The 24,194-nt window shown below is 46.1% G+C and carries 22 protein-coding genes, 15 tRNA genes and 1 rRNA gene (1 of these 38 only partly in view); 4 read left to right on the top strand and 34 right to left on the bottom strand.

Translation table 11 applies throughout. The features are described from left to right. Positions 1–66 precede the first annotated feature (66 nt). Positions 67–729, bottom strand: a complete 663-nt coding sequence (locus AOU00_RS08070) for a potassium channel family protein (RefSeq protein ID WP_069290360.1) — start codon at positions 727–729, stop codon at positions 67–69. A gap of 162 nt (positions 730–891) precedes the next feature. Here AOU00_RS08070 and AOU00_RS08075 point away from each other — a divergent pair, with 162 nt between their 5' ends. Beyond that, the gene (locus AOU00_RS08075) at positions 892–1,125 is read left to right on the top strand and encodes a small acid-soluble spore protein SspI (protein WP_016819939.1); all 234 of its coding nucleotides are present in this window, start codon (positions 892–894) and stop codon (positions 1,123–1,125) included. Between the two features lie 151 nt (positions 1,126–1,276). Here the strand turns inward: AOU00_RS08075 and AOU00_RS08080 are convergent, their stop codons facing one another. The 3 genes from AOU00_RS08080 to AOU00_RS08090 all read right to left on the bottom strand — a co-directional run bounded on the left by AOU00_RS08080 (position 1,277) and on the right by AOU00_RS08090 (position 5,674). After that, positions 1,277–2,857 (bottom strand): peptide chain release factor 3, encoded by a 1,581-nt coding sequence (locus tag AOU00_RS08080; protein ID WP_013311888.1) that lies wholly within the window; start codon positions 2,855–2,857, stop codon positions 1,277–1,279. Positions 2,858–3,165: 308 nt separating this feature from the next. Further along, a complete protein-coding gene (gene zwf / locus AOU00_RS08085) occupies positions 3,166–4,722 on the bottom strand; it encodes a glucose-6-phosphate dehydrogenase (protein WP_069290361.1) in 1,557 nt (518 codons plus the stop codon). A 187-nt stretch (positions 4,723–4,909) separates the two neighbouring features. Further along, positions 4,910–5,674 carry a YwmB family TATA-box binding protein gene (locus tag AOU00_RS08090; RefSeq protein ID WP_069290362.1) on the bottom strand — a complete coding sequence of 255 codons (765 nt, stop codon included), beginning with the start codon at positions 5,672–5,674 and terminating at the stop codon, positions 4,910–4,912. A 246-nt stretch (positions 5,675–5,920) separates the two neighbouring features. On the opposite strand from AOU00_RS08090, the gene AOU00_RS08095 reads away from it, so the two are divergent. Then, positions 5,921–6,364, top strand: coding sequence for a hypothetical protein (locus AOU00_RS08095; RefSeq protein ID WP_069290363.1), 444 nt, complete (start codon positions 5,921–5,923; stop codon positions 6,362–6,364). Positions 6,365–6,439: 75 nt separating this feature from the next. Here AOU00_RS08095 and AOU00_RS08100 read toward each other — a convergent pair whose 3' ends face one another. The 14 genes from AOU00_RS08100 to AOU00_RS08170 all read right to left on the bottom strand — a co-directional run bounded on the left by AOU00_RS08100 (position 6,440) and on the right by AOU00_RS08170 (position 18,212). Then, a complete protein-coding gene (locus AOU00_RS08100) occupies positions 6,440–7,090 on the bottom strand; it encodes a response regulator (protein ID WP_013372995.1) in 651 nt (216 codons plus the stop codon). Continuing rightward, entirely contained in the window at positions 7,068–8,147 is a 1,080-nt protein-coding gene (locus AOU00_RS08105) for a sensor histidine kinase (RefSeq protein ID WP_023990236.1), read from the bottom strand. The genes AOU00_RS08100 and AOU00_RS08105 overlap by 23 nt, the downstream gene beginning before the upstream one ends. Positions 8,148–8,163: 16 nt before the next feature. Further along, complete coding sequence (gene liaF, locus AOU00_RS08110; protein ID WP_061829897.1) at positions 8,164–8,811, bottom strand: cell wall-active antibiotics response protein LiaF; 648 nt, start codon at positions 8,809–8,811, stop codon at positions 8,164–8,166. A 149-nt stretch (positions 8,812–8,960) separates the two neighbouring features. After that, positions 8,961–9,665 (bottom strand): PspA/IM30 family protein, encoded by a 705-nt coding sequence (locus tag AOU00_RS08115; RefSeq protein WP_061829898.1) that lies wholly within the window; start codon positions 9,663–9,665, stop codon positions 8,961–8,963. After that, positions 9,665–10,153 (bottom strand): PspC domain-containing protein, encoded by a 489-nt coding sequence (locus AOU00_RS08120; protein ID WP_013311896.1) that lies wholly within the window; start codon positions 10,151–10,153, stop codon positions 9,665–9,667. The genes AOU00_RS08115 and AOU00_RS08120 overlap by 1 nt, the downstream gene beginning before the upstream one ends. A 7-nt stretch (positions 10,154–10,160) precedes the next feature. Then, on the bottom strand, positions 10,161–10,832 hold the full coding sequence (locus tag AOU00_RS08125) for a PspA/IM30 family protein (RefSeq protein WP_013311897.1): 672 nt from the start codon (positions 10,830–10,832) through the stop codon (positions 10,161–10,163). 84 nt (positions 10,833–10,916) lie between these two features. Continuing rightward, positions 10,917–11,228 carry a LiaF transmembrane domain-containing protein gene (locus tag AOU00_RS08130; protein ID WP_013311898.1) on the bottom strand — a complete coding sequence of 104 codons (312 nt, stop codon included), beginning with the start codon at positions 11,226–11,228 and terminating at the stop codon, positions 10,917–10,919. A gap of 127 nt (positions 11,229–11,355) precedes the next feature. Beyond that, a complete protein-coding gene (locus tag AOU00_RS08135; RefSeq protein WP_335582236.1) occupies positions 11,356–12,621 on the bottom strand; it encodes an MFS transporter in 1,266 nt (421 codons plus the stop codon). Between the two features lie 113 nt (positions 12,622–12,734). After that, positions 12,735–13,286, bottom strand: coding sequence for a TetR/AcrR family transcriptional regulator (locus AOU00_RS08140; RefSeq protein ID WP_069290365.1), 552 nt, complete (start codon positions 13,284–13,286; stop codon positions 12,735–12,737). 314 nt (positions 13,287–13,600) lie between these two features. Further along, positions 13,601–13,840, bottom strand: coding sequence for a NifU family protein (locus tag AOU00_RS08145; protein ID WP_013373004.1), 240 nt, complete (start codon positions 13,838–13,840; stop codon positions 13,601–13,603). Positions 13,841–14,161: 321 nt separating this feature from the next. Beyond that, positions 14,162–15,559, bottom strand: coding sequence for a Fe-S cluster assembly protein SufB (gene sufB / locus AOU00_RS08155; RefSeq protein WP_023990245.1), 1,398 nt, complete (start codon positions 15,557–15,559; stop codon positions 14,162–14,164). 43 nt (positions 15,560–15,602) lie between these two features. Beyond that, positions 15,603–16,910, bottom strand: coding sequence for a Fe-S cluster assembly protein SufD (sufD, locus tag AOU00_RS08160; protein WP_420488438.1), 1,308 nt, complete (start codon positions 16,908–16,910; stop codon positions 15,603–15,605). 23 nt (positions 16,911–16,933) lie between these two features. Further along, positions 16,934–17,710, bottom strand: a complete 777-nt coding sequence (gene sufC / locus AOU00_RS08165; protein ID WP_023990247.1) for a Fe-S cluster assembly ATPase SufC — start codon at positions 17,708–17,710, stop codon at positions 16,934–16,936. Further along, a complete protein-coding gene (locus AOU00_RS08170; protein ID WP_023990248.1) occupies positions 17,691–18,212 on the bottom strand; it encodes a MarR family transcriptional regulator in 522 nt (173 codons plus the stop codon). The genes sufC and AOU00_RS08170 overlap by 20 nt, the downstream gene beginning before the upstream one ends. 306 nt (positions 18,213–18,518) lie before the next feature. Between AOU00_RS08170 and AOU00_RS26565 the strand changes: the two genes are divergently transcribed. Both AOU00_RS26565 and AOU00_RS27005 read left to right on the top strand, forming a co-directional pair. Further along, a complete protein-coding gene (locus AOU00_RS26565) occupies positions 18,519–18,665 on the top strand; it encodes a hypothetical protein (protein WP_172828276.1) in 147 nt (48 codons plus the stop codon). 515 nt (positions 18,666–19,180) lie between these two features. Further along, entirely contained in the window at positions 19,181–19,678 is a 498-nt protein-coding gene (locus AOU00_RS27005; RefSeq protein ID WP_237166320.1) for a tyrosine-type recombinase/integrase, read from the top strand. 257 nt (positions 19,679–19,935) lie between these two features. Here the strand turns inward: AOU00_RS27005 and AOU00_RS08180 are convergent. The 16 genes from AOU00_RS08180 to AOU00_RS08255 all read right to left on the bottom strand — a co-directional run. Beyond that, positions 19,936–20,014 (bottom strand) — tRNA-Leu (locus AOU00_RS08180). 11 nt (positions 20,015–20,025) lie between these two features. Then, a tRNA-Cys gene (locus AOU00_RS08185) sits at positions 20,026–20,100 on the bottom strand. 12 nt (positions 20,101–20,112) lie between these two features. Beyond that, a tRNA-Gly gene (locus AOU00_RS08190) sits at positions 20,113–20,184 on the bottom strand. Positions 20,185–20,191: 7 nt separating this feature from the next. After that, positions 20,192–20,266, bottom strand: a tRNA-Gln gene (locus tag AOU00_RS08195). A gap of 10 nt (positions 20,267–20,276) precedes the next feature. Continuing rightward, a tRNA-His gene (locus tag AOU00_RS08200) sits at positions 20,277–20,349 on the bottom strand. Between the two features lie 17 nt (positions 20,350–20,366). Further along, positions 20,367–20,440, bottom strand: a tRNA-Trp gene (locus tag AOU00_RS08205). Positions 20,441–20,447: 7 nt separating this feature from the next. Continuing rightward, positions 20,448–20,533, bottom strand: a tRNA-Tyr gene (locus tag AOU00_RS08210). A gap of 5 nt (positions 20,534–20,538) precedes the next feature. Continuing rightward, positions 20,539–20,614: transfer RNA gene (locus AOU00_RS08215), tRNA-Thr, on the bottom strand. A 22-nt stretch (positions 20,615–20,636) separates the two neighbouring features. Further along, positions 20,637–20,709, bottom strand: a tRNA-Phe gene (locus AOU00_RS08220). Between the two features lie 37 nt (positions 20,710–20,746). Then, a tRNA-Asp gene (locus AOU00_RS08225) sits at positions 20,747–20,823 on the bottom strand. A gap of 14 nt (positions 20,824–20,837) precedes the next feature. Beyond that, positions 20,838–20,914, bottom strand: a tRNA-Met gene (locus AOU00_RS08230). A 26-nt stretch (positions 20,915–20,940) separates the two neighbouring features. Continuing rightward, positions 20,941–21,016 (bottom strand) — tRNA-Val (locus AOU00_RS08235). 68 nt (positions 21,017–21,084) lie between these two features. Further along, a tRNA-Glu gene (locus AOU00_RS08240) sits at positions 21,085–21,156 on the bottom strand. A gap of 17 nt (positions 21,157–21,173) precedes the next feature. Next, positions 21,174–21,265 (bottom strand) — tRNA-Ser (locus AOU00_RS08245). Positions 21,266–21,268: 3 nt separating this feature from the next. Beyond that, a tRNA-Asn gene (locus tag AOU00_RS08250) sits at positions 21,269–21,344 on the bottom strand. A 66-nt stretch (positions 21,345–21,410) separates the two neighbouring features. Then, positions 21,411–24,194, bottom strand: a 23S ribosomal RNA gene (locus AOU00_RS08255); it runs 142 nt beyond the window's last position.

The raw sequence follows: 24,194 nt of genomic DNA on the forward strand, positions 1-24,194 counted from the left end.
CCGTTTCTTTGGTCCTTTTCTTTAAACATAAATGATGTATCACTTTTGCTTTAACACCAAGCCTCATTAGGCTGCAAAAGCCAGCTCCAGCTTGGTCAGATCATCCTTGTGGCCTACAATGACCAGCACATCACCCGACTCCAGACGATCTTCGGCATAAGGTGAAATGTTCATTTCCTGATTTCTGCGAATCGCCATCACATTACAGCCGAAGCGTGCGCGTATGTCTAGCTCCTTCAGGTTTTTGCCAATCATGGAATCGGCGGCTCTCATCTCCAAAATACTGTAGTCCTTGGACAGCTCGATATAATCCAAAATGTTGGGAGATGTCAAATGATGGGCTACCCGCAACCCCATATCCCGTTCAGGATAAACGACTTTATCCGCACCTATTTTTTGCAGCACTTTCCCATGCAGTTCATTTTGTGCCTTGACCACAAGAGCGGGTACGCCCATGTCCTTGAGAATCAATGTCGTCAGAATACTGGCCTGTATATCTTCACCAATCGCAACTACGATTACGTCAAAATTACGGATACCCAGCGCTCGCAGCGCTTCCTCATCCGTCGAGTCGGCAGACACCGCGTGCGTCACAATATTCGACATTTCCTGTGTACGCTGCTCGTCCGAGTCAATAGCCAGCACATCAAAACCCATCTCACTCAGCGCACTGGCAACACTGGAACCAAAACGGCCCATACCAATGACCGCATACTGTTTTTTTGCCATTCCTTCTTACCTCCCGATCACCATACTGTCCGTCATAGTATAGCATATCATGCTACAAACATAAATTTTGACATACTTATACCAAATGCTCCTCCATGTATACTGGACAACAGCCCAAGCCATAATACATTCGACCACTACTACAACATACGGGAGGTACACATGCCCATTACAATGGATTTACGACAAGCAATTGTTCACAAAGTACACGGCAAATCAGAAGCTGATCTTACGGACATGATTATTGGGTCAGTGGACGGACCGGAGGCCGCTTTGCCTGGGTTGGGTGTTATTCTTGAAATTGCTTGGAAGCATATGAGTCCAAACCAGCAGCACGATTTCGTCCATTTGGCACATGAACAAATCGATAAAATCAAACCCGTACCCTTAACCTAGCTCTAGCTATTTAACATTTGGTTCCGATTTAATTATGCTCATTATTTTACCCGTATTCGAAAATGAGAATAGTCCACTCGCATTAACATCGAGTGGACTATTCGTTGTATACACTAAATGACTGAGATCAAACTGTTCTGCTTATTCAATCTTATGGAGCCATTTCTAAGAACTTAGCTGTCGGATTTTTCTCCATAGCCGTACGCATGGCATACTCGTTTTCGAACAAGGCGACATAATTGCCCTTCTTATCCTTTACCAGCGTAGAGTTAATACGGAACTTGCTCGGATCAATCTGATCATCCACAATCCAACGTGCAAATTGGAATGGCATACGCTGAAGCTGTACATCAACGCCATATTCACCCTTCATGCGGTACTCAAATACTTCAAATTGCAGTTGGCCGACAACACCTAGTAGCGTATCGTCAAAGCTTACCGTACGGAACACCTGAATCATACCTTCCTCGGTCAACTGATCAATACCCTTCAGATACTGTTTGTGCTTCAAGGCATTTTTCACCGTTACCTTGGCAAAAATCTCAGGCGAGAAGGTCGGCAATTCATCAAACACAACCTCGCTACCTTGGCTGAGTGAATCACCAATACGGAAAATACCCGGGTCAAATAATCCTATAATATCGCCAGGAAAAGCCTCCTCGACAATATCACGGTCCTGTGCCAGGAACTGCTGTGGCTGAGACAACTTAATCTCCTTACCCATCCGTACATGCTTAACACTCATCCCGCGTTGAAACTTACCGGAGACAATACGCAAAAATGCAATACGGTCACGGTGAGCCGGGTTCATGTTCGCTTGGATTTTAAATACATAGCCGGTAAACTTTTCGTTTGTTGGCTCAATTTCCCCAGCTGTACTACGGCGCGGCTCCGGTTTAGGAGCAAGCTGAAGGAAGTTTTCCAAAAACGTTTGTACACCAAAATTATTAATCGCACTGCCGAAGAATACAGGTGTTAATTCTCCGCGCTGTACTTTCTCCATGTCAAAAGGGTCACCCGCGACGTCAAGCAACTCCAAGTCTTGGCATAATTGGTCATGCAAATATTCGCCCGCCATCTCACGAATGATCGGATCATTGTAATCTTCCACTTTCTGTACTTTGATCGTGGAATGATCATCTCCCTGAAACAGCTCGACCTGATTTTTGACACGGTCATAGACACCGCACAGCTCGCGTCCTGTACCAATCGGCCAATTCATAGGCACCGAACGGATGCCAAGCACCTGCTCCAGCTCCTCCATCAAATCAAAAGGACTGCGTCCCTCACGATCCAGTTTGTTAATGAAGGTGAAAATCGGAATTCCACGCTTCGCACAAACTTGAAACAGCTTAATCGTTTGCGCTTCCACACCTTTCGCTACGTCAATCAGCATGACTGCACTATCTGCTGCTGTTAATGTACGATACGTGTCTTCACTGAAATCCTGGTGACCTGGGGTGTCCAGAATGTTGATGCGGTGACCATTATAATCAAATTGCATTACTGAGGATGTTACAGAGATCCCCCGCTGTTTTTCAATCTCCATCCAGTCACTCGTAGCGTGTTTGCTTGCTTTACGCGCTTTAACTGAACCCGCAAGACGAATCGCGCCCCCGAACAGCAGCAGCTTTTCCGTCAGTGTCGTTTTACCCGCATCCGGGTGAGAAATAATCGCAAACGTACGCCGTTTGTCGACTTCCTGTTGAAGTATATCTGTTGTTTTACTCATTTCACATATCCCTTCATGATCAAATCCATTGCATTACTGCTCAAGCTATTCATAAAAAGGCCATGATGCACGCCTGTTTTCATAAGTTCATCGGCTCTATCGGCTATATTGCCGTTAGCTCCAGTATTCGGCGTACTCCGTTACCATATTCATTATAAATACGATCTATTTACATGTTTTAGCCTGCCTTTAACTTATAATCAGTTGCAAACTGAAAACCTGAGACTAAGCTATTATAGCACACTCCGAACGCAAAGCATCCCCTTACGTCCTGAACAGGACATAGGGGGATGCAGGACAAATCGGGATTACTGAACGCCGCCTACTCGCCAGATGACATTATCTTCATCCTGACCGCTAACCGGCCACCACTTGAAGCCATCCTGCTCCAATAGCTTGTGAGCACCTTCCGGTCCCCATGAGCCTGCAGCATAGGTTTCCAGCGTATCCGGGGTCTGCTGCCATGCTTTGGCGATTCGATCGACGAATCCCCATGCCGTGGCAACCTCATCCCAACGTGTGAAGTACGTCGAATCACCCTCAATTGCATCCATCAGCAACCGTTCATAAGCCTCCGGCGAGTTGATACCCACCATACAGCTTTGGCAAAAATCCATAGCCAGTGGCTCAATATCTGATTCGGAACCAGGTTTCTTGGCATTGATTTTAATGTAAATGCCCTCCATTGGATTGACCCGAATCACGAGCAAGTTCGGTTCCAGCTTATGCTTTTGACCGAGGTACACGTTCGTTGGCATGCTCTTAAATTCCACAACAATCTCCGTTGTTTTTACAGGGAGACGTTTGCCCGTACGGATATAGAACGGTACGCCAGACCAACGGAAATTATCAACAAACACGCGTGAAGCAAAATAAGTCTCTGTGTTCGACTGTGGATCAACCTTGTCTTCTTGGCGATACCCCGGCAACTGCTGACCGCGATAACTGCCTTCGGTGTATTGACCACGCACCACATTGGTTTTCACATCCTCAGACGTTTCAAAAGGGCGCAGCGAACGCAGCACTTTTACCTTTTCATCACGGATATCCTCAGGCAACAAGCGACTAGGTGGCTCCATCGCAATCATCGTTAGCATTTGCAACATATGGTTCTGTCCCATATCCCGCAAGGCGCCGGAATGATCGTAGTAACCTCCGCGTTCCTCCACCCCTACCGTTTCACTAAGCGTAATTTGCACATTGGCAATATGCTTATTATTCCACAGTGGTTCAAAGAAGGCATTCGCGAAGCGGATCACCTCAATATTTTGTACCATTTCCTTGCCAAGATAGTGATCAATCCGATAAATTTCTTCTTCGGCAAATACTTCTCGTATTTCAACGTTCAATTCTTGTGCAGATTCGAGGTTATAACCGAATGGCTTCTCAATCACCAGGCGATTCCAGCCCTTGCCATCCATCATGCCGCCATCTTTCAAACTCTTCGACACGCTTCCAAATAACTCAGGAGCCAAGGCCAAATAAAACAACCGATTTCCCGGTATGTTAAACTTGCTTTCTATAGACTCCGTCTGCTGTCTCAGCTCATGGAACCCTTCGACATTGTTGATATCCAGCGATTTATATTCAAAATGCTCGGCAAATGCCTGCCATTCTTGATCATTTTCTGCTTTGTAGCGACTAAACTCCTGTATGGAGGCATACAGGTCATTACGGAATTCTTCCTCTGTGCGAGGACGCCTTGCTACACCAATAACGGCAAAATCGTCAGCAAGCTTGCCTTCGCGGTACAAGCTGTAAATAGCAGGAAAAAGCTTGCGACGAGCCAAATCGCCCGTAGCGCCAAAAATAAACAGAACTGCGCCTTGCGTCACAACAGATTCTTTAACAGGTATGTCAGCCATGAAGTACCTCATTCTTCCCATGTCAAGATTCCGCAATCCACAATCCCCGAAATCTGCATGTAGTATTGTGTATATTTATACAAGATCATACTTGATTTTCGAAAAACATGGAACTAAAGATTTGTTGATATTTTATCATATCCTACATGGATAAGCTATCCGATGAATCATAAATTTACCTTATAAGTCAGTATTCAATCGTGATAAGCGGGAAACCGAGTGTTATACGTGTATCCTGCTGCTCCCTATCTTCATGTACAGCCATCTGCATCTGGACCTGATGCTCACCGCTTTGAACCATTAACGGCAGCTCTGGAGCTTCATAGGATATAGCCACAGTAGTCGCATCCGTATATCTTTCTTTGGCCTGCATGGAGATGTTCCCTGCTAAGCTCGCCTCTGTCAGTTTCAACAGTTGATCTTTGGATTCCTTTGTATGCAGCAAACGCTGAAGGGCCGTGTTCCACTGTGCTTGAATTCCCATAGACTTTAATTGCTCAGCACAAAGCTTATGAAGCTGAATCAACCGCTCACGTCCTGCATCATTGCTCTCCAGTTGAACAACTACATACCATTGTCCAGTTTGACGTTCCATCACATTTAAGCGGATTCTTAGATCCTCACTATCACGAACAGAACGATAAACCGTGTGTCCATTTTCTACGAGTTTGTTTACTGTGGGTATATTCAGCTGATCAGCTATCTGTGCCGCCACATCTGCTGGCTCTTCATGGTTAGAAATCCAATCGCCTTGCCACTTCACAACCAGCTTATCCAACGTACCCGGGGTCTGATCCGAGATGATTAACAATGAGCGTAAAGCCATTTCTGCCTCGCGGGAGTCATTTCGGTTTGTCTGAAGGGTCCCGTAACGCCAGCCAGCTAGTACCAGCACCGTTCCTAATACCAAAATTGCAATAATCCCCTTTTTAATCAGCTCTGCTTTTAACATTATCGTTCCTCCCGCTCCACAACCATCCGATTCCCACACCTACGCTCTGGATACTTTCTTTTTCGGCTGGATTGAATCTATGAATCTATCAATAGCATTCCCATTGTCAGAGGTTTTATACACACAGCACTCCGGCCAAGCCCTTCTAAAATATTCATCTGCCTACTGGGTGTTCGACCATACATCGTAGGCACCGTAAGAATAGACTATGATCACAATGCATCTTACACCAAAAGAGGTGAAATCATGTTTCCGATTTATCCTGTAAATGAAGCCAATGTGGCACCTCATGGTGGACGTCTGGTCTGTGCCGTTATGCGTGATGGTACACGACACATCGGCATCTTAAGTGGGTGTAGCAAAGGCAAGCTGATGTTGAACGGATATCCACCTTCTTTTCCTGGGAGTCTTTATGCCGGGAGCTCCAGTAACAAAGGAAAACAAACCCCGAAAAAGATTTCCTCTAAAAAGAAAAAAAAGAATCCTAAAAACAAAGCTCGTACCTCGGCCAAACTAAATGCCTTAATTAAGTCGCCCAACGCACCTCTGAGCCCATCCTTTCCTTATGACGCAGGCGGATTTGCTGGAAATGGCAGAACAGGCTATCGCGGTGGGTACGGCGGATATGGATACGGGGCAGGGCTTGCATTAGATCTGGCTTTAATCGCCTTTTTATTCCTCCTGATCTAAACAACTTGTTATGGAACACAAAAAAACCGGAGGACTATTGTCGTCTCCGGTTCTTTGTATTCGTTTATTCTACTTCTACTCTGCTAATCCGTTCTTATAGGCATAGATCGCCGCCTGTGTACGGTCTTCCACTCCTAATTTAGCGAGAAGGTTCGTGACATGGAATTTTACCGTCTTAATCCCGATAATCAGCTCATCTGCGATATCCTGGTTAGACTTCCCTTGTGCCAACAGGCGAAGCACCTCCATCTCACGATCAGTCAGCTCCGTATGCGCGGGTGCCTCAGCCTGTGGCTGGCGGAATCGATTCATCATCTTGGAGGCCACCTGTGACTCTAGTACGGACTGTCCGCGTGCAGCTGCACGGATCGCATCCGCTATCTCGGAAGCACGAGACGTTTTGAGCAAGTAGCTGAATGCCCCTGCCTCAATGACCGGATACATTTTCTCATCGTCCAAATAACTCGTCAGCACAATCACCTTGGTCTCTGGAAGCAGGCGAGTTACTTGGCGTGTCGTTTCTATGCCATCCATGCCATCCATGACCAGATCCATCAAAATCACATTTGGCTTGTATTCGGAAGCCAACCGTATGCCTTCTTCTCCGCTTCCGGCCTCGCCGACCACTTCAATACCTTCTTCCGTCCCCAGCACCGCCGCAAGACCAATCCGTACCATTTCATGGTCGTCTACCAGCAGTACGCTAATCGGTAATTCCGTTTCCATGATCATCGTTCCTTCCGCTTTCATCATTAATAACTGGCACGGACACCTCGATCCGTGTTCCTTTTCCCGGAGCCGTTATATACTGAATAGCTCCTCCAATCTCACTGACCCGCTCCTGCATTGTGGATAATCCATATGAAGTCTGCTTTTTCTCATCTAGTTCAAAACCAATACCGTTATCCCGAATCGTCAGCCTGATAGAATCCGGGCGTTGCACGATACGAATTTCCATGCGGGTTGCTTTGGCATGGCGCAATGTATTAGACATCGCTTCCTGAACAATGCGAAACAAGTGGTTCTCAATGCCTTTAACCAACTGTACTCCGCTTTCAATCTCAAAATCAATCTCCATCGGTACCTTTGCCTGCAACTCTTGTACCAAATCACGCAAACCCTGCTCAAGCCGTTTCCCTTCCAGATAGACAGGCCGCAGATGAAGTAGTAACGCCCGCATTTCGGATTGTGCCACGGAAGACATTTCTTCAATTAGCGCAACTTGCCGCTGCGCTTTATCAAAATCCTTATCCAGCGTCCTCCCCACAGCCGTCGCCGTCATTGAAATAGCAAATAATTGCTGTGATACGGCGTCATGCAACTCTCTGGCCAGCCGCTGCCGCTCCTCCACAATCGCAGTCATCCGTGCCTGTTCTGCCAGCTGAGCATTATCCGTGGATAAGCGTTGTAAAGACGTAACTTGTTCCTGCCATTTACGTCCAATTCGTTCCAGCTGCTCTCCCAGCCTGCCAAGCTCATCATGCCCTAGGGGCGGCAACTCACGTGCTGGCGTTCCCTTTTCCCACATCAGCAACGTCTCTCTCAACATTTCCAGTCTGCTTTTAAAGCGGTAACTTTCATAAAATCCGTACATTGCCCCTGTACCAATCAACACCAATATAACGGCTCCTGCAACTTTCAATATCATTCCCCAGGTTGGGAACGACTTCACATATCCATATGTATACAGCATATAAAAGACAACTACGCCCACAACAACACACAGGAGGATACCTTCACCCATACTGCGGGTTACCATGTTGGACGTTTTTTTATGATTCATCCCGGCTCCTCCTGATTCAATAAAATCGGACGCGGACATCGCCCGCCAAGTACGAAACGACAAACTTCACTTTATACTCACTCTGCTCAAAATGGGGAGACTTCCAAACCAGTCGATTGAGCATCCCCGCCTCATGATCCCGGTCAAACTGAATCTGTCCGAACAATATGAACATCTCCACCTCTACACCGTAATTATCCGGTAGGGTGATGTCAATGTCACCGAAGATCCCCTGCAAAAATATGACGGGCTCACGTTCCTCTGGGAGAGCCAACGTCAGGTCGGCATCCACGTCCCCAACCACATGCCATATGCTTGTGCTGCGCAGGCTCCAAGGCACTTCATCCCATTTATGATTGGATATAAAATTGTGCTTGAATATGGAGCTTTGACCTTTATGCAGCTTCCTTGAACGTGAATAGAATACAGCTAATGATGCTAGTGTAACTACCACAAACAGGAACAAATGATCCAGTACTAACAGTCCAGCACCAATCGCAAGCATCGTGTAGCCCTTTTTGATTTTGGAATTGCGGATCTTATATATTCCGGCCAACATTAGGATCAGTGCAACCACGGAGAGGAACCCAATCCACTGACCGAATAAAATGATAATCCCGATGCCAATCCCTGCCAGTGCCAAGGCTGATTTTCTTCTCTCCATGCTGCACCCCCTTTTTGTTTATACAGGACGGAAAAGCCATAGTGGCGCAACATTCCGCCATATGGCTTTCCTGAACCATACAGATTAGGCACGATCATCGACCAATGTCCATTCCATACAGCATATCATAATGTCTTGTTTCCGAGTAGTCAGTCCTTCTTCATATCGACTGGTTTAGCACCTGTCTGAATTTTGGACTTAAGCTGTTGAAGCTGCTCATCCACTTTAAACTGTTTTTCAGCCTCAGCCGGATTAACATATGCTTCTCCTGGAGCTTGACGGTAAGGAGCACGCAGTACGTCAGCTTCAGCTTCCATTTGCATGATTTTTTCTTCCATACGGTGGAAGCCCAGTGAAGCAGACCCACTTTCAATCGTGTGCAAACTATTGATTTGAGACATTTGCTTTTTGGCTTTCGCCATTTGAGCACGGGATACCAACTCATTGCGCTTGTTGCGCATTTTATAGAATTCATCTTTCATGTCGTGAAGCTGCTGTACCAATTCTTTTGCTTGAAGCTCAGCTTGTGTATGCAAGTCGCGGTATTCGTCCTGCTTCTGCACAAAATAAATCTTCTCTCCCAACAACTTGCGCGCTACTTCTTCCTGACCATTTCGCAATGCGGATTCAGCTTGTTTCTCACGCTCATTGGATACACGTACCGCTTCCTCCAAACGCTGTTTCATACGTCGTTCATTCGCCATTTGCTTGGCAACCGTTACCTCAGCCTCGTGAATTTCCGCCTCCATATCGCGCAGATATTGATTCAACATAATAATCGGATCTTCCACTTTATCCAACACTTCATTCACCGATGCTCTTGTCATATCCTTCATTCTTTTAAAGATCCCCATTATTTACGATCTCCCTTCTCAAATTGCTCTACTTTTTTGCGTAACTCTGCCAATTCTTTTTTCATTGCCTTTTTTTCGATATCTTCCATCATGGAATCCAGGTCACTGTTCTGACCTGTGTTAAATTTAGATGAGTTGCGGGCATCTTGACCAAAAAACGGATTCGAATTGCCATATGCACCACCCTGGTTGTAACCAGTTCCCTGCCCATACTGTGATCTTGTATTGTTACTGCCATAATAGCGTGGATCCTGTTGATTGTAGGGACCGCTGTCAGGGCCAAATCCTCCATCGAAAGGAGATCTCGGCTCCTTGGAGATAACTAGGGCCGCAATCACATAAATCATAAATGTGGTTCCTGCTGTAATAAAGAAACTGATCACAACCAGAATACGAATCCATGTTGAGTCCATTCCTGTTGCGTCAGAAAGACCGCCACATACACCTGTTATTACTCTATCCCGGCTTGATCTGTAAATTCGGGTCATTATCAAATTACTCCTTCCCGCTGTTGTTCAGCTTGCTTTTCAGTCTCGCCCACTCTTGTTCGAGCAGCGATCCACCGCCTTGGGCATCCTGTGCATGGTCGCCCTCACCCCGACGTAAATCACGCAGACTCATCGTTTCTGCTTCCATATCGGCTACCCGGTCTTCCAAGCGGTTGAACATTCGGGGAACATTCCGTCCACCGTATGTACCAGCCCGTTCGTTCATTTGCTGCTGGAGTCTCAACGTCTGTACACGTGCCGCATAATACTGACGCTTGCTGTGTACCGTTTGATATTCTGTCTTTAATGTATCTAGCTGTTGTTCTAGCTCACGTAGTGATTCACGGCTCTGCTCCCACAGTTCTCTATACTGCTCTTCTTTTTCTGCATATAGCATTTTCTCCTGAAGGGCCAGCTTCGCGATATGTTCTTCATCAGCCTTCAAAGCCAGTAGCGCCTGTTCCTCCCGTTTGGTCTGCATGGACAATGCATGATCCAACTGCTGCTTCATCTGTCTTGTATGCATCGCATACTGTTGATGGAGTTTTTCCGCTTCGGCAATTTCCTGGCGGGTATTATACAAGAACTGGTCAATCAGTTGCACTGGGTCTTGACTTTGTTCCAAATGCTCATTAAAGGTCGCTACCGTGATATCGCGCATTCTTCGAAAAACACTCATTTGCGTCTGCTCCTTTCACAATTCGTATCCCATAATTCAACACTTCGTTACTGCAATCTTTCTTCATTCGCCAAACTGCTAAAATCAGTAACGTCTTCTGCGGTCACTCAGCAGGGAAACACCAAATATGATTAACCCGATTGCCAGTAGCGGTCCCAGAAGCCAGGACAGTTTGCCAAGCAAAATCAGTACCCCAAGTACAAGTACGATCCAGCCGAAGAGCGCATTTCCTTTTTTCACACCGTAGTAGCCTAGCATGACCATAGCTATCGGAATTAAGTAACCAATCAGATGTCCTAAAAAGTGACCGAAAAACGGAGTAAACTTACCGAGCAGCATAATCGAACCCAACACGATCAGTACAATGGCTAACCCATTCCCTTTGTTAACTCTCATCATCTCTCACCGCCTTTCACTGTGTCTTGCTTATGTCCTTATTGTACGCTGAACAAGCGTTTGACAAAACGGACCCCAGACGGTTTTTGAACCTAGACCTAAGTCGGGGATGAGTATAGACCTGCGGCTATCCTCCTCTATGCTGTTCTGCTGCATGGGTTATCGAGTGTTGCTCACCCGCTTGCTTGGAACGTAGTGAAAGGACGAGACAAGCCAGTAACGCTATAGCTGCAACCATATAAGGCAGATTAATATGAACATCGAACAGCAATCCCGCAACAAGCGGTCCAATCACATTACCCAAGCTGGTATAGGACGAGTTCATGCCTGCCACAAAGCCTTGCTCATCTCCAGCCTGTCGCGATAGAGAAGTGCTTACTGCCGGACGAAGGATATCCATAGCCAGAAAAATGATGAAGGTGGTCAGCATAATCATCACGTACTGTTCAGCAAATAGGGTTAGAAAAATGAACAGGCCCCCAATAGCCAAACAGAGGTGAATTATTTTTTTCTCTCCAAAACGATTAATGATCCATCCAAAAATAGTCGCTTGGACAACTGCTCCCAAAATGGAGCCTGTCGTTATGATGATGGCAATATCCATCGGTGTAAAACCATATTTATGGTCAACAAACAGTCCAAATACTGTTTCAAAGTTCGCTAACCCAAAAGCAACGACAAATACAATGAGTAAACCCATGAAATATGGAGATTGATATGACTTGGCAAATTGCTGCAAAAGATTTTCTTTTTGACGTGGAAGCTCTCTATTATATTGTTGCTTTTCCTTGCTTAAAGACTCAGGCAGTACTAACAGAGACAAGATAGCTGCTATTCCCGCAGCTCCTGCTGCCGCAAAAAAGGGAATGCGTATTCCATATGTGGCAAGCAATCCGCCAATCCCTGGCCCGATTATGAAGCCTGTGTTGATCGCTGCATTGATCATTCCCATTCCCTTGCCTCTTTCCTCAAACGAGGTCACGTCAGCAACATAGGCCATAATAGAAGGAGTAAGCAACGCTGCCCCTGCTCCACCCATGATTCGTGCTATGAACAGGGTAGGAATGGAATTCGCCAGTCCAAAAACAAGCTCTGATAACATGAAGATGAACATCCCAGAAACAATCAACTTTTTACGTCCATAACGATCAGACAACTTTCCTGACAATGGTGATAACAAAAGCTGTGTCAACGCAAAAGCTGCAACCATCAGTCCCATCGAGGAACCATTCATCCCTAGCTCACTTATAAACTTAGGTAACACAGGGACAACCAATCCAATCCCCATGAATGCCAAAAAAATGTTAAGCATCAATAACAGCATTGCTCCTCGATTTCTTGTGAGTATAGACATATTTCCACCCTTCCTTTTCCGTATCTCTTTATTCAACATCAGGTAAACTTCATTATTCTTTTTCAAAAACAATTGAAACTAAAATTGTTTTATTAGTTTTCATATAAAAAATGGCCTCTTCAACTATGCAGCATATTGTTGAGGCTATTTTTTTATTTTTCGACCAATCCAAACAACAAAATATCTACAATAGAATAAGTTGCTTCCTCTACCGTCACACTGTTATCCAGAAAGAAACGCTGATCAAGCGTTAAATTTACAGATTCAATAATAAGCTTCATGATCAGAGCCTCATTTTTGTTCACAATAATTCCTTCTCGGATGCCTTCCTGAATTAATGTTCTAATCGGAGACCAGTCATTTAAATCGGCATGTACCCTTTTCCATTGCTCAGGATAATACTTTTTCATCTGGTCCAATATTCTTAAATCGTAAAACTTATAATACAGAGGCATGACCCTAATCGACTGCTTAATCTTGTCTAACAAAGATAACTCATTATTTTCGATAATCTGCTCAGTTTTTCGAATCATATCATCATTTGTACGCTTAATAAGTGTTTCTAAAATAAGCGTCTTAGACGAAAAATTTTCATACAATGTACGCTTACTAATAGCGAGTCTTTTCGCAAGATCATCCATCGTAAATTTCAATCCATTTTCATGAACTTCATCTACAAAAGCCTCCAAAATTCTTTCCTGCATATTCGTCCTCATTTCTCTCGTACTTAATAAACTGAAAATGTTTTTTCAGTACCACCATCTTACTATAAGATCAAAGACCGGGTCAAATTTAAATCTATTGAGAAAACCTAAGCAAAGTTCTTCCCTCAACTAATCTAAATCCAAGTTAGTTTTGTTCCTTAAATCATGAGTATGAATAATAAAAAGGATGATAAAATGCTTTTAAGCATTTTATCATCCTTTGTGTATACCGGCGAGAGGACTCGAACCTCCATGGTTTCCCACTCGATACCGAATACATTCTTGATAATACCTTGTTTGATGAAGTGAAAATTTTAGAATACTTGTACAACTTCTTTAATATCATCAATTTCCTCAAGAATTGCGCGCTCAATAGCAACCTTTAACGTAATCGTAGCACTTGGGCAACCATTGCAAGCTCCCAAAAATCTTAATTTTGCTATACCGTTCTCAACCTCGACCAGTTCAGCATCTCCACCGTCACGCAGTAAGAAAGGACGTAGTTTGAGAAGAACTTCCGATACTTCATCGAATAAAACTCCATTTTCATCCATTATGTCAACTCCTCCCATTGTTTTACCAACCGTCAATTCAGACCTTTTTTCACCCTAGATCGTCTGAGTGATCCTTTGCTTTTTGCCTAAGAGTGGCCTCTTGATCCGAAAGTTCCCTTATAAGCGTATAAATAGAGTCTAAAGGTATCATCACACCACAACTTGCGCTCAATCCTGACAGCATATAGAAGCAGAACTGAAGTTTTCGTATCTCTCGGGTAATTTGAGCTAGTTCTGAATCGTCCGAATTATTTTTCTTCATTACTAGCACCTCGCACTTCTTTAAAGAATGATAAAGGTTTGATCTATTAAATTAATGAATCAACCGATGCTTCCTTCCATCTCAAATTGAATCAACCGATTCATTTCAACGGCATATTCCATTGGCAATTCTTTGGTAAACGGTTCAATAAAGCCCATTACAATCATTTGTGTAGCATCTTGTTCTGTAAGCCCGCGGCTCATTAAGTAAAACAATTGTTCCTCGGACACTTTGGATACTGTTGCCTCGTGCTCCAAAGTAATCTGATCGTTTTTAATTTCATTGTACGGAATCGTATCTGAGGTTGACATGTTGTCCAATATCAACGTATCGCACTTAATATTGGACTTGGACCCTGCGGAATCGCGGCTGAAGCTGGACAACCCTCGGTAGTTTACTTTTCCGCCCTGCTTGCTGATGGATTTGGATATAATCGTAGATGTTGTCTCGGGAGCAAGGTGAATTACCTTCGCGCCAGCATCTTGATGCTGATCTTTACCGGCTACGGCAATAGACAGGATGGACCCCTTGGCTCCCCGTCCTTTCAATAATACTGCCGGATACTTCATTGTTACCTTGGAGCCGATGTTGCCGTCCACCCATTCCATTGTGGCATTTTCTTCTGCCACAGCCCTTTGGGTTACCAAGTTGTAGATATTAGGAGCCCAATTCTGAATGGTCGTGTAACGGACACGGGAATCTTTCCGGCAAATAATTTCAATAACTCCACTATGCAGAGAACTGGTACTATAAATAGGTGCTGTACATCCTTCAACATAATGGACAAAGCTGCCCTCTTCGGCAATAATTAATGTCCGCTCGAATTGACCCATATTTTCAGAATTAATACGGAAATAACCTTGTATAGGAACCTCGCACTGAACACCCTTCGGAATGTATACAAAGCTACCGCCTGACCAAACCGCACTATTAAGCGCCGCAAATTTATTGTCGGCGGGAGGGATGATCGTCCCAAAATGTTGCTTAAACACTTCGGGGTATTGCTTTAATGCACTATCCGTATCAAGAAAAATAACGCCCTGATCCTCCAGTTCTTTCCGCATGCTGTGATAAACTACTTCCGACTCATATTGAGCGGATACGCCCGCCAGGAACTTTTGCTCCGCTTCAGGGATTCCCAGCTTGTCAAAGGTTGCTTTGATCTCGGAAGGAACCTCCTCCCAGGTCTTTCCCTGTTTTTCAGAAGGGCGAACGTAATACTGGATGTCATCAAGATTTAGCCCGGTCAAATCCGCTCCCCATTCAGGCATCGGCATTTTGTAGAATTGATTCAAAGCTTTCAACCGAAAATTGAGCATCCACTCCGGCTCTTCCTTGATCCGGGAAATTTCCCGGACAATCTCTTCCGTCAGACCTTTTCCAGATTGAAAAATAGACTGGTGCTTGTCGCGAAACCCATATTTATATTCGCCCATATCTGGTGCTTTTTTAGCCATTAGTATCACTCCTTTTTAACCTTTCAAGATTCATTTTGATTTGCTATGATCTGCCGAGCTTGCTTTCCACTAAATCTTTTAGGCGACTGCGAACACCTTCCAGCGGGATCTCCGAAATGACAGGAGCGAGAAATCCGAAAATAACAAGATGTTCGGCTTCACTCCGTGATATCCCGCGCGACATCAGATAATAGATTTGCTCTGCATTTACTTGCCCCACGGATGCAGCATGACCCGCGGTTACATCATCCTCATCTATCAGCAGGATCGGATTGGCATCGCCGCGAGCTTTAGGACTTAGCATAAGCACGCGTTCTGTTTGCTGACCATCACAATGGGTTGCACCTTTTTCAATCTTTGTAAGGCCGTTGATAATGGCCGTAGCTTCTTCAAGCATGACTGCACGCGTAATCATCTGGCTTACCGAGCTTCTGCCAAAATGCTGAGCTTGAGTTGTATAGCTCGATTTTTGATTGCCCGTGCCAATAGCAATCACCTTATTGTCGGAGACCGCCCCGTTGCCTTGTAGCAAAGTCTTGGTATCGCTGGCGGTATAACCATTGTTCATCTCACCGATAATCCATTCCACACCCCCATCAGCAAGAACGACCGCCCGTCGCTGGGTGAAATCTGTTGTAGTTGCAGCAAGCTGATGAACCGAAGCTACTTGCACCTTTGAGCCCGCCCCCGCGAAAACCTCCGTCACACCGTTATGCAATACCTTGACATCATCACCACTCGATACACAATTATCCACATAAGTGATCTTGCTGTTGCTCCCTGCCACAATTAAGACGTGAGGAGCAAAACACACACCGCTTGTATCGTTAAGAAAGATCGCTTGAATAGGTGCTTCAACCTCTACACCGTCTGGGACATATAGAAAAACGCCACCACTCCATAAGGCACTGTGTGCAGCAGATAAACGATGTTCTTCTGGCTTTACTGCCTGAAAGAGATAACGTTGAACCAGCTCCTCATGCTCTTTTGCCGCAGTATGCAGATCCGTTAAAATGACTCCCTGGGCGGCTAAGCTCTCGGACAATTTCGTATACACTACATCCGAGTTGAACTGAACGATTAGTCCGCCTTTCACCGGAGAAGTAACCAAACCTCGAACAACCTCCGGCGCTTCCTCCAAACTAGACCACGCATTCTCAGCTTTGTAATCTCCACTTTCGTAGATATCCCATTTTTCGAGATTGATTTTCTCCACTTTAGGCAACTCCAGCGTCCCTGCCAGTTCGAGTGCGTGAACGCGGCGTTCAATCAGCCAACGAGGTTCATCCTTAGCGCTTGACCATGCGCGTAAATCGTCCACATTCATTGAAACTCTAGCTTGTATATCCACGTGCTGTTCCTCCTCTCCGGCTTTTAAGCTTCCCTTACCGTCTCATCCGTAATCCCAAGTTCCTCCTTCACCCAATCGTACCCTTCAGCCTCCAAACGGTGGGCAAGCTCCGGACCGCCAGATTTAACTATCCGGCCTTGCATCATGACATGCACAAAATCCGGGGTAATATAATTCAACAGTCGTTGATAATGGGTGATGATTAAAAAGCCTCTATCCGGGCTGCGCATCTCATTTACGCCATTGGCCACAATACGCAGTGCATCAATATCAAGCCCTGAGTCCACTTCATCCAGGATCACAAACTTGGGTTCAAGTAGCATCATTTGCAAAATCTCATTCCGCTTTTTTTCACCGCCAGAGAATCCCTCATTCAAATAACGATGCACAAATTCCGGGTTCATCTCCAGCCCCTTCATTTTGCTCTCCATTTCACGGATAAAACGGATTAAGGATATCTCATCGCCTTCTTCACGCCGTGCATTGATGGCACTTCTGAGAAAGTCCGAGTTGGTCACGCCAGCAATTTCACTTGGGTATTGCATAGCGAGGAACAAGCCTGCCTGGGCACGCTCATCCACCTCCATCTCCAGAAGGTCTTCATTGTCCAATGTCACCTTACCGCCAGTAACCTCATATTTGGGATGGCCCATTAATGCTGAAGCCAATGTACTTTTTCCCGTCCCATTAGGCCCCATAATCGCATGAATCTCTCCGCCATGAATCTCCAGTGTGAGCCCTTTTAAAATTTCTTTCCCTTCAATCTTGGATCTTAATTCCTCAATCTTTAATGTCGTCATTTATCGTAAACTTCCCTTCGGAGTATTCTTCGGCACGCGCCACCAAATCACTCATAAATTTTCCAATAGTCTGCAGCTCAACCTCTGAATAGGATTCAATGAATTGGTAAAACCTTTCTTCTTTTTCTTTGTGCAGTTCTTTATGCAAATGATAAACGTGTCTTCCCTTATCCGTTAAACTAAAGTAAATCTCCTTACGATTGCTGTTCAGTTGACTTCTCATAATGAAGCCCATTTCCAGCAGCTTTGCACTAATTTTAGTAATGCTAGCTTTGGACAACCCCATCTTCTCCACAATCCCGGTATGATTTATCGGTTCATAATCACCAATGCAATCAATAACGTGTACACTAGTAATATTGTTAGAGAGCATGTCAATCTGGTACTTTCTGGCCTGTTGCCGAAACGAGTTAAATTCTTGTTCAGTATACAGCTCATTCAGATGTAGCATTTTAATATATTGCTCGTAAAGATGACCTTTAAAATGATTTTGAAACTCCAATTTCCCAATCTCCCCTCTCTTGTAGTAGTTGCAGACCAAGATCAGTGTCACCATTAGATTATTTTTTGTTCACTAGTAAACAAAATCATATTAACACAATTGATATTGATAATCAATATCAATTGTGTTAAATGTGACGCAATTTTGGAGGCGCTTTTCATGGGTTTGTTGTCATTGTCATCGGCCTCATGCTGTGTTTTGACTAGGGCACGTCCCGGAAATGGTTTTGCCTACCTCTGATCAATCCTGCTTTGCGGGGGGTTGAACAATGGAACCAATTGGTTGAGTACGCTATCGTGAGCATATATGGCAGTGAATAATCCGTTAGTTACCTGTGTCTGGATATGTTATGGGGCCAAAGAAGTATACCAAAAACTGTGGTTTTTGCTGGTGAATCCGAACAGGCGATGCTCCATTCTAGCCAGCACCGATCTGACACTGGAGGCGACCTAGATCATCGAACTTTATACCGCCCGGTTCAAAATCAAATGCACCTTCTGGGCGCTAAAGCAATCCATCGGCGGATTCAGCTACCACTTTTGTAGCAAATCCATTCGGAATCCCAACCGGTATTTGAAAAAGGATCGGGTTCACCCTCTGGAGTTGTTGGAAGAGGAGAAAGCGCAACGGGACATCCGCCTAACTGTAAAGATGAGAATGGTAAACGATAACCAAAATGGATCCCTACGGGGCTTAAGATAAAAGAAACCAAGAAAAGAGCCGAAATCTTGCTTCAGGAAGCCAGGAAGAATTATCATATGTAAGGACAAACACTCGCGGTTGAAAACGAAGATATGCTGTAAGAGTAAAAGCGGCTACTCCATCCGTTAATAGCAAAAAGCTGTTCGCAGACTTTATGCTTCAATGGTTAGAGATGATGAAAAACAGTATCGGGCTTATCTCCTATATCTCCTATTCCGACACTGTAAAAGGCCGCGTAGATCCTTTTTCCGAGAGAAAGGGATGTATTGCTTGATGATTTAACTACAGAGGATTTTCAGACCTTGTATACCCATGAAATGAATGTGCAAGGTGTCAGCGCCAATACCGTTATTCATTACCACGCGAACATTTGCAGAGCCCTTCAGTATGCCGTGAAAATAAAGCCGATTGTGGCGAATCTCGCTGACTTAGTTGAAAGCCCAAAAAAGAACAATTACGACGTGAACTTCTACAATGCCGAGGAGCTGAATCAACTCCTCGCAGTAATCCGAGGCGAAAGAATTGAGCTTTCCGTTATCCTGGCTGCCTTTTATGGGCTAAGCCGAAGCGAGGTCGTAGGATTAAACTGGTCGGCTATTGATTTATTGAATTGGACTATTAATATTAAACATACCGTCACATCGGGCAATTTGAATGATAGATATATTGAAATTGAAAAGGACCGAATCAAGAATAAAGCCAGTCGCCGTATACTGCTACTGGTGGACACGTTCTATGAGCTTCTGATTCGTATGAAGGAATAACAGGAATCCTATCGCTTGTCTTCTGACAATTCTTATTGTCTTGAATACCTGGAGTATATTTATGTAGATGTATTAGGGGTAAGCATGAAAGAAGTTCAGGAATGGCTGGGTCACAGTGATTACGCAATAATAGCCAATGTTTATTCGCATTTGGAGTACAACTCGAAAGTATCTTCAGCTCAAACAATGAGTGAGGTACTAAAACTCAAATAAAAAAAGCTCACTAGAGAATGTCTCTAATGAACTCTTTTAGTTAATACCGGCGAGAGGACTCGAACCTCCACGGTTTCCCACTCGATTTTGAGTCGAGCGCGTCTGCCATTCCGCCACGCCGGCGTATTCAATTATGGAGGCGCCACCCAGATTTGAACTGGGGAATAAAGCTTTTGCAGAGCTTTGCCTTACCACTTGGCTATGGCGCCAGAGTGTAACAAAGCGGACGACGGGAATCGAACCCGCGACCCTCGCCTTGGCAAGGCGATGCTCTACCGCTGAGCCACGTCCGCATAAATATGGCTGGGGATATAGGATTTGAACCTATGCATGACGGAGTCAAAGTCCGTTGCCTTACCGCTTGGCTAATCCCCAATAAGTAAAGGGCGGCCGATGGGGCTTGAACCCACGAATGCCGGAGTCACAGTCCGGTGCGTTAACCACTTCGCCACGACCGCCGCAAGTAATGAATAATTGGCAGGGGCAGCAGGAATTGAACCCACACCAACGGTTTTGGAGACCGTTGTTCTACCTTTAAACTATGCCCCTATAAAACTGGTGGAGGATGATGGATTCGAACCACCGAACCCGTAAGGGAGCAGATTTACAGTCTGATGCGTTTGGCCACTTCGCTAATCCTCCAAAAATGGTGCCGGCGAGAGGACTTGAACCCCCAACCTACTGATTACAAGTCAGTTGCTCTACCAGTTGAGCTACACCGGCACATAAAATATTCAATTAAAAGTGGCTCGGGACGGAATCGAACCGCCGACACGAGGATTTTCAGTCCTCTGCTCTACCGACTGAGCTACCGAGCCTTAGAATAAGGCTCTTCATTACACGTTATAATACTAATGGCGGAACTGACGGGATTCGAACCCGCGATCTCCTGCGTGACAGGCAGGCATGTTAGGCCTCTACACCACAGTTCCATAATAATTTTAATTGGTTGCGGGGGCAGGATTTGAACCTGCGACCTTCGGGTTATGAGCCCGACGAGCTACCGAACTGCTCCACCCCGCGACAATAATAAATATTAATTTTTCAAATGGTGGAGGCTGAGGGGCTCGAACCCCCGACCCTCTGCTTGTAAGGCAGATGCTCTCCCAGCTGAGCTAAGCCTCCACAATTAATCACTTCTCATATTATACCATAATGAACTTTTTATTGCAAGCCCTTTTATGATATTTTTATGACCCGTAGGGGATTCGAACCCCTGTTACCTCCGTGAAAGGGAGGTGTCTTAACCCCTTGACCAACGGGCCATGCAATAAAATAATTCTGGCGGAGAGAGAGGGATTCGAACCCTCGAGACGCTTTTGGCGCCTACACGATTTCCAATCGTGCTCCTTCGGCCAACTCGGACACCTCTCCATATGGCTCCCCGAACAGGACTCGAACCTGTGACAACTCGATTAACAGTCGAGTGCTCTACCAACTGAGCTATCAGGGAATATTAAGTATTTGTTTCAAGGTTACACCCTGAAAACTGGATCCGAAACTCATTGCGTTTTATTCTTAGGATAAGCCCTCGACCGATTAGTATTGGTCAGCTCCATGCATTACTGCACTTCCACCCCCAACCTATCTACCTCGTCGTCTTCAAGGGGTCTTACTAATTGGGAAATCTCATCTTGAGGGGGGCTTCACGCTTAGATGCTTTCAGCGCTTATCCCTTCCGTACATAGCTACCCAGCGGTGCTCCTGGCGGAACAACTGGTACACCAGCGGTACGTCCATCCCGGTCCTCTCGTACTAAGGACAGCTCCTCTCAAATTTCCTACGCCCACGACAGATAGGGACCGAACTGTCTCACGACGTTCTGAACCCAGCTCGCGTACCGCTTTAATGGGCGAACAGCCCAACCCTTGGGACCTACTTCAGCCCCAGGATGCGATGAGCCGACATCGAGGTGCCAAACCTCCCCGTCGATGTGGACTCTTGGGGAGATAAGCCTGTTATCCCCAGGGTAGCTTTTATCCGTTGAGCGATGGCCCTTCCATGCGGTACCACCGGATCACTAAGCCCGACTTTCGTCCCTGCTCGACTTGTAGGTCTCGCAGTCAAGCTCCCTTCTGCCTTTGCACTCTTCGAATGATTTCCAACCATTCTGAGGGAACCTTGGGCGCCTCCGTTACTCTTTAGGAGGCGACCGCCCCAGTCAAACTGCCCACCTGACACTGTCCTCGTACCGGGTCACGGTACCAAGTTAGAACCTAGATACGATCAGGGTGGTATCCCAAGGATGCCTCCTCTCAAGCTGGCGCTCAAGATTCAACGGCTCCCACCTATCCTGTACAGATCGTACCCAAATTCAATATCAAGCTGCAGTAAAGCTCCATGGGGTCTTTCCGTCTTGTCGCGGGTAACCTGCATCTTCACAGGTATTAAAATTTCACCGGATCTCTCGTTGAGACAGCGCCCAAGTCGTTACGCCATTCGTGCGGGTCAGAATTTACCTGACAAGGAATTTCGCTACCTTAGGACCGTTATAGTTACGGCCGCCGTTTACTGGGGCTTCGGTTCATAGCTTCGCCCCGAAGGGCTTACCACTCCCCTTAACCTTCCAGCACCGGGCAGGCGTCAGCCCGTATACTTCGCCTTGCGGCTTCGCACAGACCTGTGTTTTTGCTAAACAGTCGCTTGGGCCTTTTCACTGCGGCCCCCTCGGGCTATTCACCCTACCGAGGCACCCCTTCTCCCGAAGTTACGGGGTCATTTTGCCGAGTTCCTTAACGAGAGTTCTTCCGCGCGCCTTAGAATTCTCTTCTCGCCTACCTGTGTCGGTTTGCGGTACGGGCACCTTCTCCTGGCTAGAGGCTTTTCTTGGCAGTCTGAGATCATGACCTTCGCTACTACAATTTTCGCTCCCCATCACAGCCCAGCCTTACGATGTGCGGATTTGCCTACACATCAGCCTCACTGCTTAGACGGACATCCATCAGTCCGCGTCACTACCCTACTGCGTCACCCCATTGCTCATAACGGATTACGGTGGTACAGGAATTTCGACCTGTTGTCCTTCGACTACGCCTATCGGCCTCGCCTTAGGTCCCGACTTACCCTGAGCGGACGAACCTTCCTCAGGAACCCTTAGGCTTTCGGCGGATCTGATTCTCACAGATCTTTTCGTTACTCATACCGGCATTCTCACTTGAATGCAGTCCAGCGCTCCTTACGGTACACCTTCAACCCGCATTCAACGCTCCCCTACCCCTGATGCATTGCATCAAGCCATAGCTTCGGTGGTGTGTTTAGCCCCGTTACATTTTCGGCGCAGAGTCACTCGACCAGTGAGCTATTACGCACTCTTTCAATGGTGGCTGCTTCTAAGCCAACATCCTGGTTGTCTGTGCAACTCCACATCCTTTCCCACTTAACACACACTTGGGGACCTTAGCTGATGGTCTGGGCTGTTTCCCTTTCGACAATGGATCTTAGCACTCACTGTCTGACTCCCGGAACTAAATCTATGGCATTCGGAGTTTGACTGAGCTTGGTAACCCTTGCGGGCCCCGCACCCAATCAGTGCTCTACCTCCACGATTCTTCTTTCCGAGGCTAGCCCTAAAGCTATTTCGGGGAGAACCAGCTATCTCCGGGTTCGATTGGAATTTCTCCGCTACCCCCACCTCATCCCCGCATTTTTCAACATGCGTGGGTTCGGGCCTCCAGTGCGTGTTACCGCACCTTCACCCTGGACAGGGGTAGATCACCCGGTTTCGGGTCTACGTCCACGTACTCATTCGCCCTATTCAGACTCGCTTTCGCTGCGGCTTCAGCTCTTCACCTTAACCTTGCACGGGAACGTAACTCGCCGGTTCATTCTACAAAAGGCACGCCATCACCCATAGATCGGACTCTGACTTCTTGTAAGCACACGGTTTCAGGATCTATTTCACTCCCCTTCCGGGGTCCTTTTCACCTTTCCCTCACGGTACTGCTTCACTATCGGTCGCCAGGGAGTATTTAGCCTTGGCAGATGGTCCTGCCGGATTCATACGGGGTTTCACGTGCCCCGCACTACTCGGGATCCGTCTCGGAGAGAACAAGTTTTGAACTACAGGGCTTTTACCTTCTCTGGCGGGCCTTTCCAGACCTCTTCATCTAACCGGTTCCTTTGTAACTCCATGTGAGACGTCCCACAACCCCAAGGAGCAAGCTCCTTGGTTTGGGCTAATCCGCGTTCGCTCGCCGCTACTGACGGAATCACTATTGTTTTCTCTTCCTCAGGGTACTTAGATGTTTCAGTTCCCCTGGTCTGCCTCTATTCTGCCTATGTATTCAGCAGAAAGTGACTGTCG

The sequence above is a fragment of the Paenibacillus polymyxa genome (assembly GCF_001719045.1).
Taxonomy (GTDB): domain Bacteria; phylum Bacillota; class Bacilli; order Paenibacillales; family Paenibacillaceae; genus Paenibacillus; species Paenibacillus polymyxa_B.

Coding starts and splice junctions, on each gene's coding strand:
- AOU00_RS08080 (WP_013311888.1), bottom strand. CDS start 2,857: ATGAGTAAAACAACAGATATACTTCAACAGGAAGTCGACAAACGGCGT.
- AOU00_RS08145 (WP_013373004.1), bottom strand. CDS start 13,840: ATGGATGAAAATGGAGTTTTATTCGATGAAGTATCGGAAGTTCTTCTC.
- zwf (WP_069290361.1), bottom strand. CDS start 4,722: ATGGCTGACATACCTGTTAAAGAATCTGTTGTGACGCAAGGCGCAGTT.
- AOU00_RS08115 (WP_061829898.1), bottom strand. CDS start 9,665: ATGGGGATCTTTAAAAGAATGAAGGATATGACAAGAGCATCGGTGAAT.
- AOU00_RS08130 (WP_013311898.1), bottom strand. CDS start 11,228: ATGAGAGTTAACAAAGGGAATGGGTTAGCCATTGTACTGATCGTGTTG.
- AOU00_RS08120 (WP_013311896.1), bottom strand. CDS start 10,153: ATGACCCGAATTTACAGATCAAGCCGGGATAGAGTAATAACAGGTGTA.
- AOU00_RS08095 (WP_069290363.1), top strand. CDS start 5,921: ATGTTTCCGATTTATCCTGTAAATGAAGCCAATGTGGCACCTCATGGT.
- AOU00_RS08135 (WP_335582236.1), bottom strand. CDS start 12,621: ATGTTGAATAAAGAGATACGGAAAAGGAAGGGTGGAAATATGTCTATA.
- AOU00_RS08105 (WP_023990236.1), bottom strand. CDS start 8,147: ATGAATCATAAAAAAACGTCCAACATGGTAACCCGCAGTATGGGTGAA.
- AOU00_RS08075 (WP_016819939.1), top strand. CDS start 892: ATGCCCATTACAATGGATTTACGACAAGCAATTGTTCACAAAGTACAC.
- liaF (WP_061829897.1), bottom strand. CDS start 8,811: ATGGAGAGAAGAAAATCAGCCTTGGCACTGGCAGGGATTGGCATCGGG.
- AOU00_RS08100 (WP_013372995.1), bottom strand. CDS start 7,090: ATGGAAACGGAATTACCGATTAGCGTACTGCTGGTAGACGACCATGAA.
- AOU00_RS26565 (WP_172828276.1), top strand. CDS start 18,519: ATGGCAGTGAATAATCCGTTAGTTACCTGTGTCTGGATATGTTATGGG.
- AOU00_RS08090 (WP_069290362.1), bottom strand. CDS start 5,674: ATGTTAAAAGCAGAGCTGATTAAAAAGGGGATTATTGCAATTTTGGTA.
- AOU00_RS08140 (WP_069290365.1), bottom strand. CDS start 13,286: ATGCAGGAAAGAATTTTGGAGGCTTTTGTAGATGAAGTTCATGAAAAT.
- sufC (WP_023990247.1), bottom strand. CDS start 17,710: ATGACGACATTAAAGATTGAGGAATTAAGATCCAAGATTGAAGGGAAA.
- sufB (WP_023990245.1), bottom strand. CDS start 15,559: ATGGCTAAAAAAGCACCAGATATGGGCGAATATAAATATGGGTTTCGC.
- AOU00_RS08125 (WP_013311897.1), bottom strand. CDS start 10,832: ATGAGTGTTTTTCGAAGAATGCGCGATATCACGGTAGCGACCTTTAAT.
- AOU00_RS08070 (WP_069290360.1), bottom strand. CDS start 729: ATGGCAAAAAAACAGTATGCGGTCATTGGTATGGGCCGTTTTGGTTCC.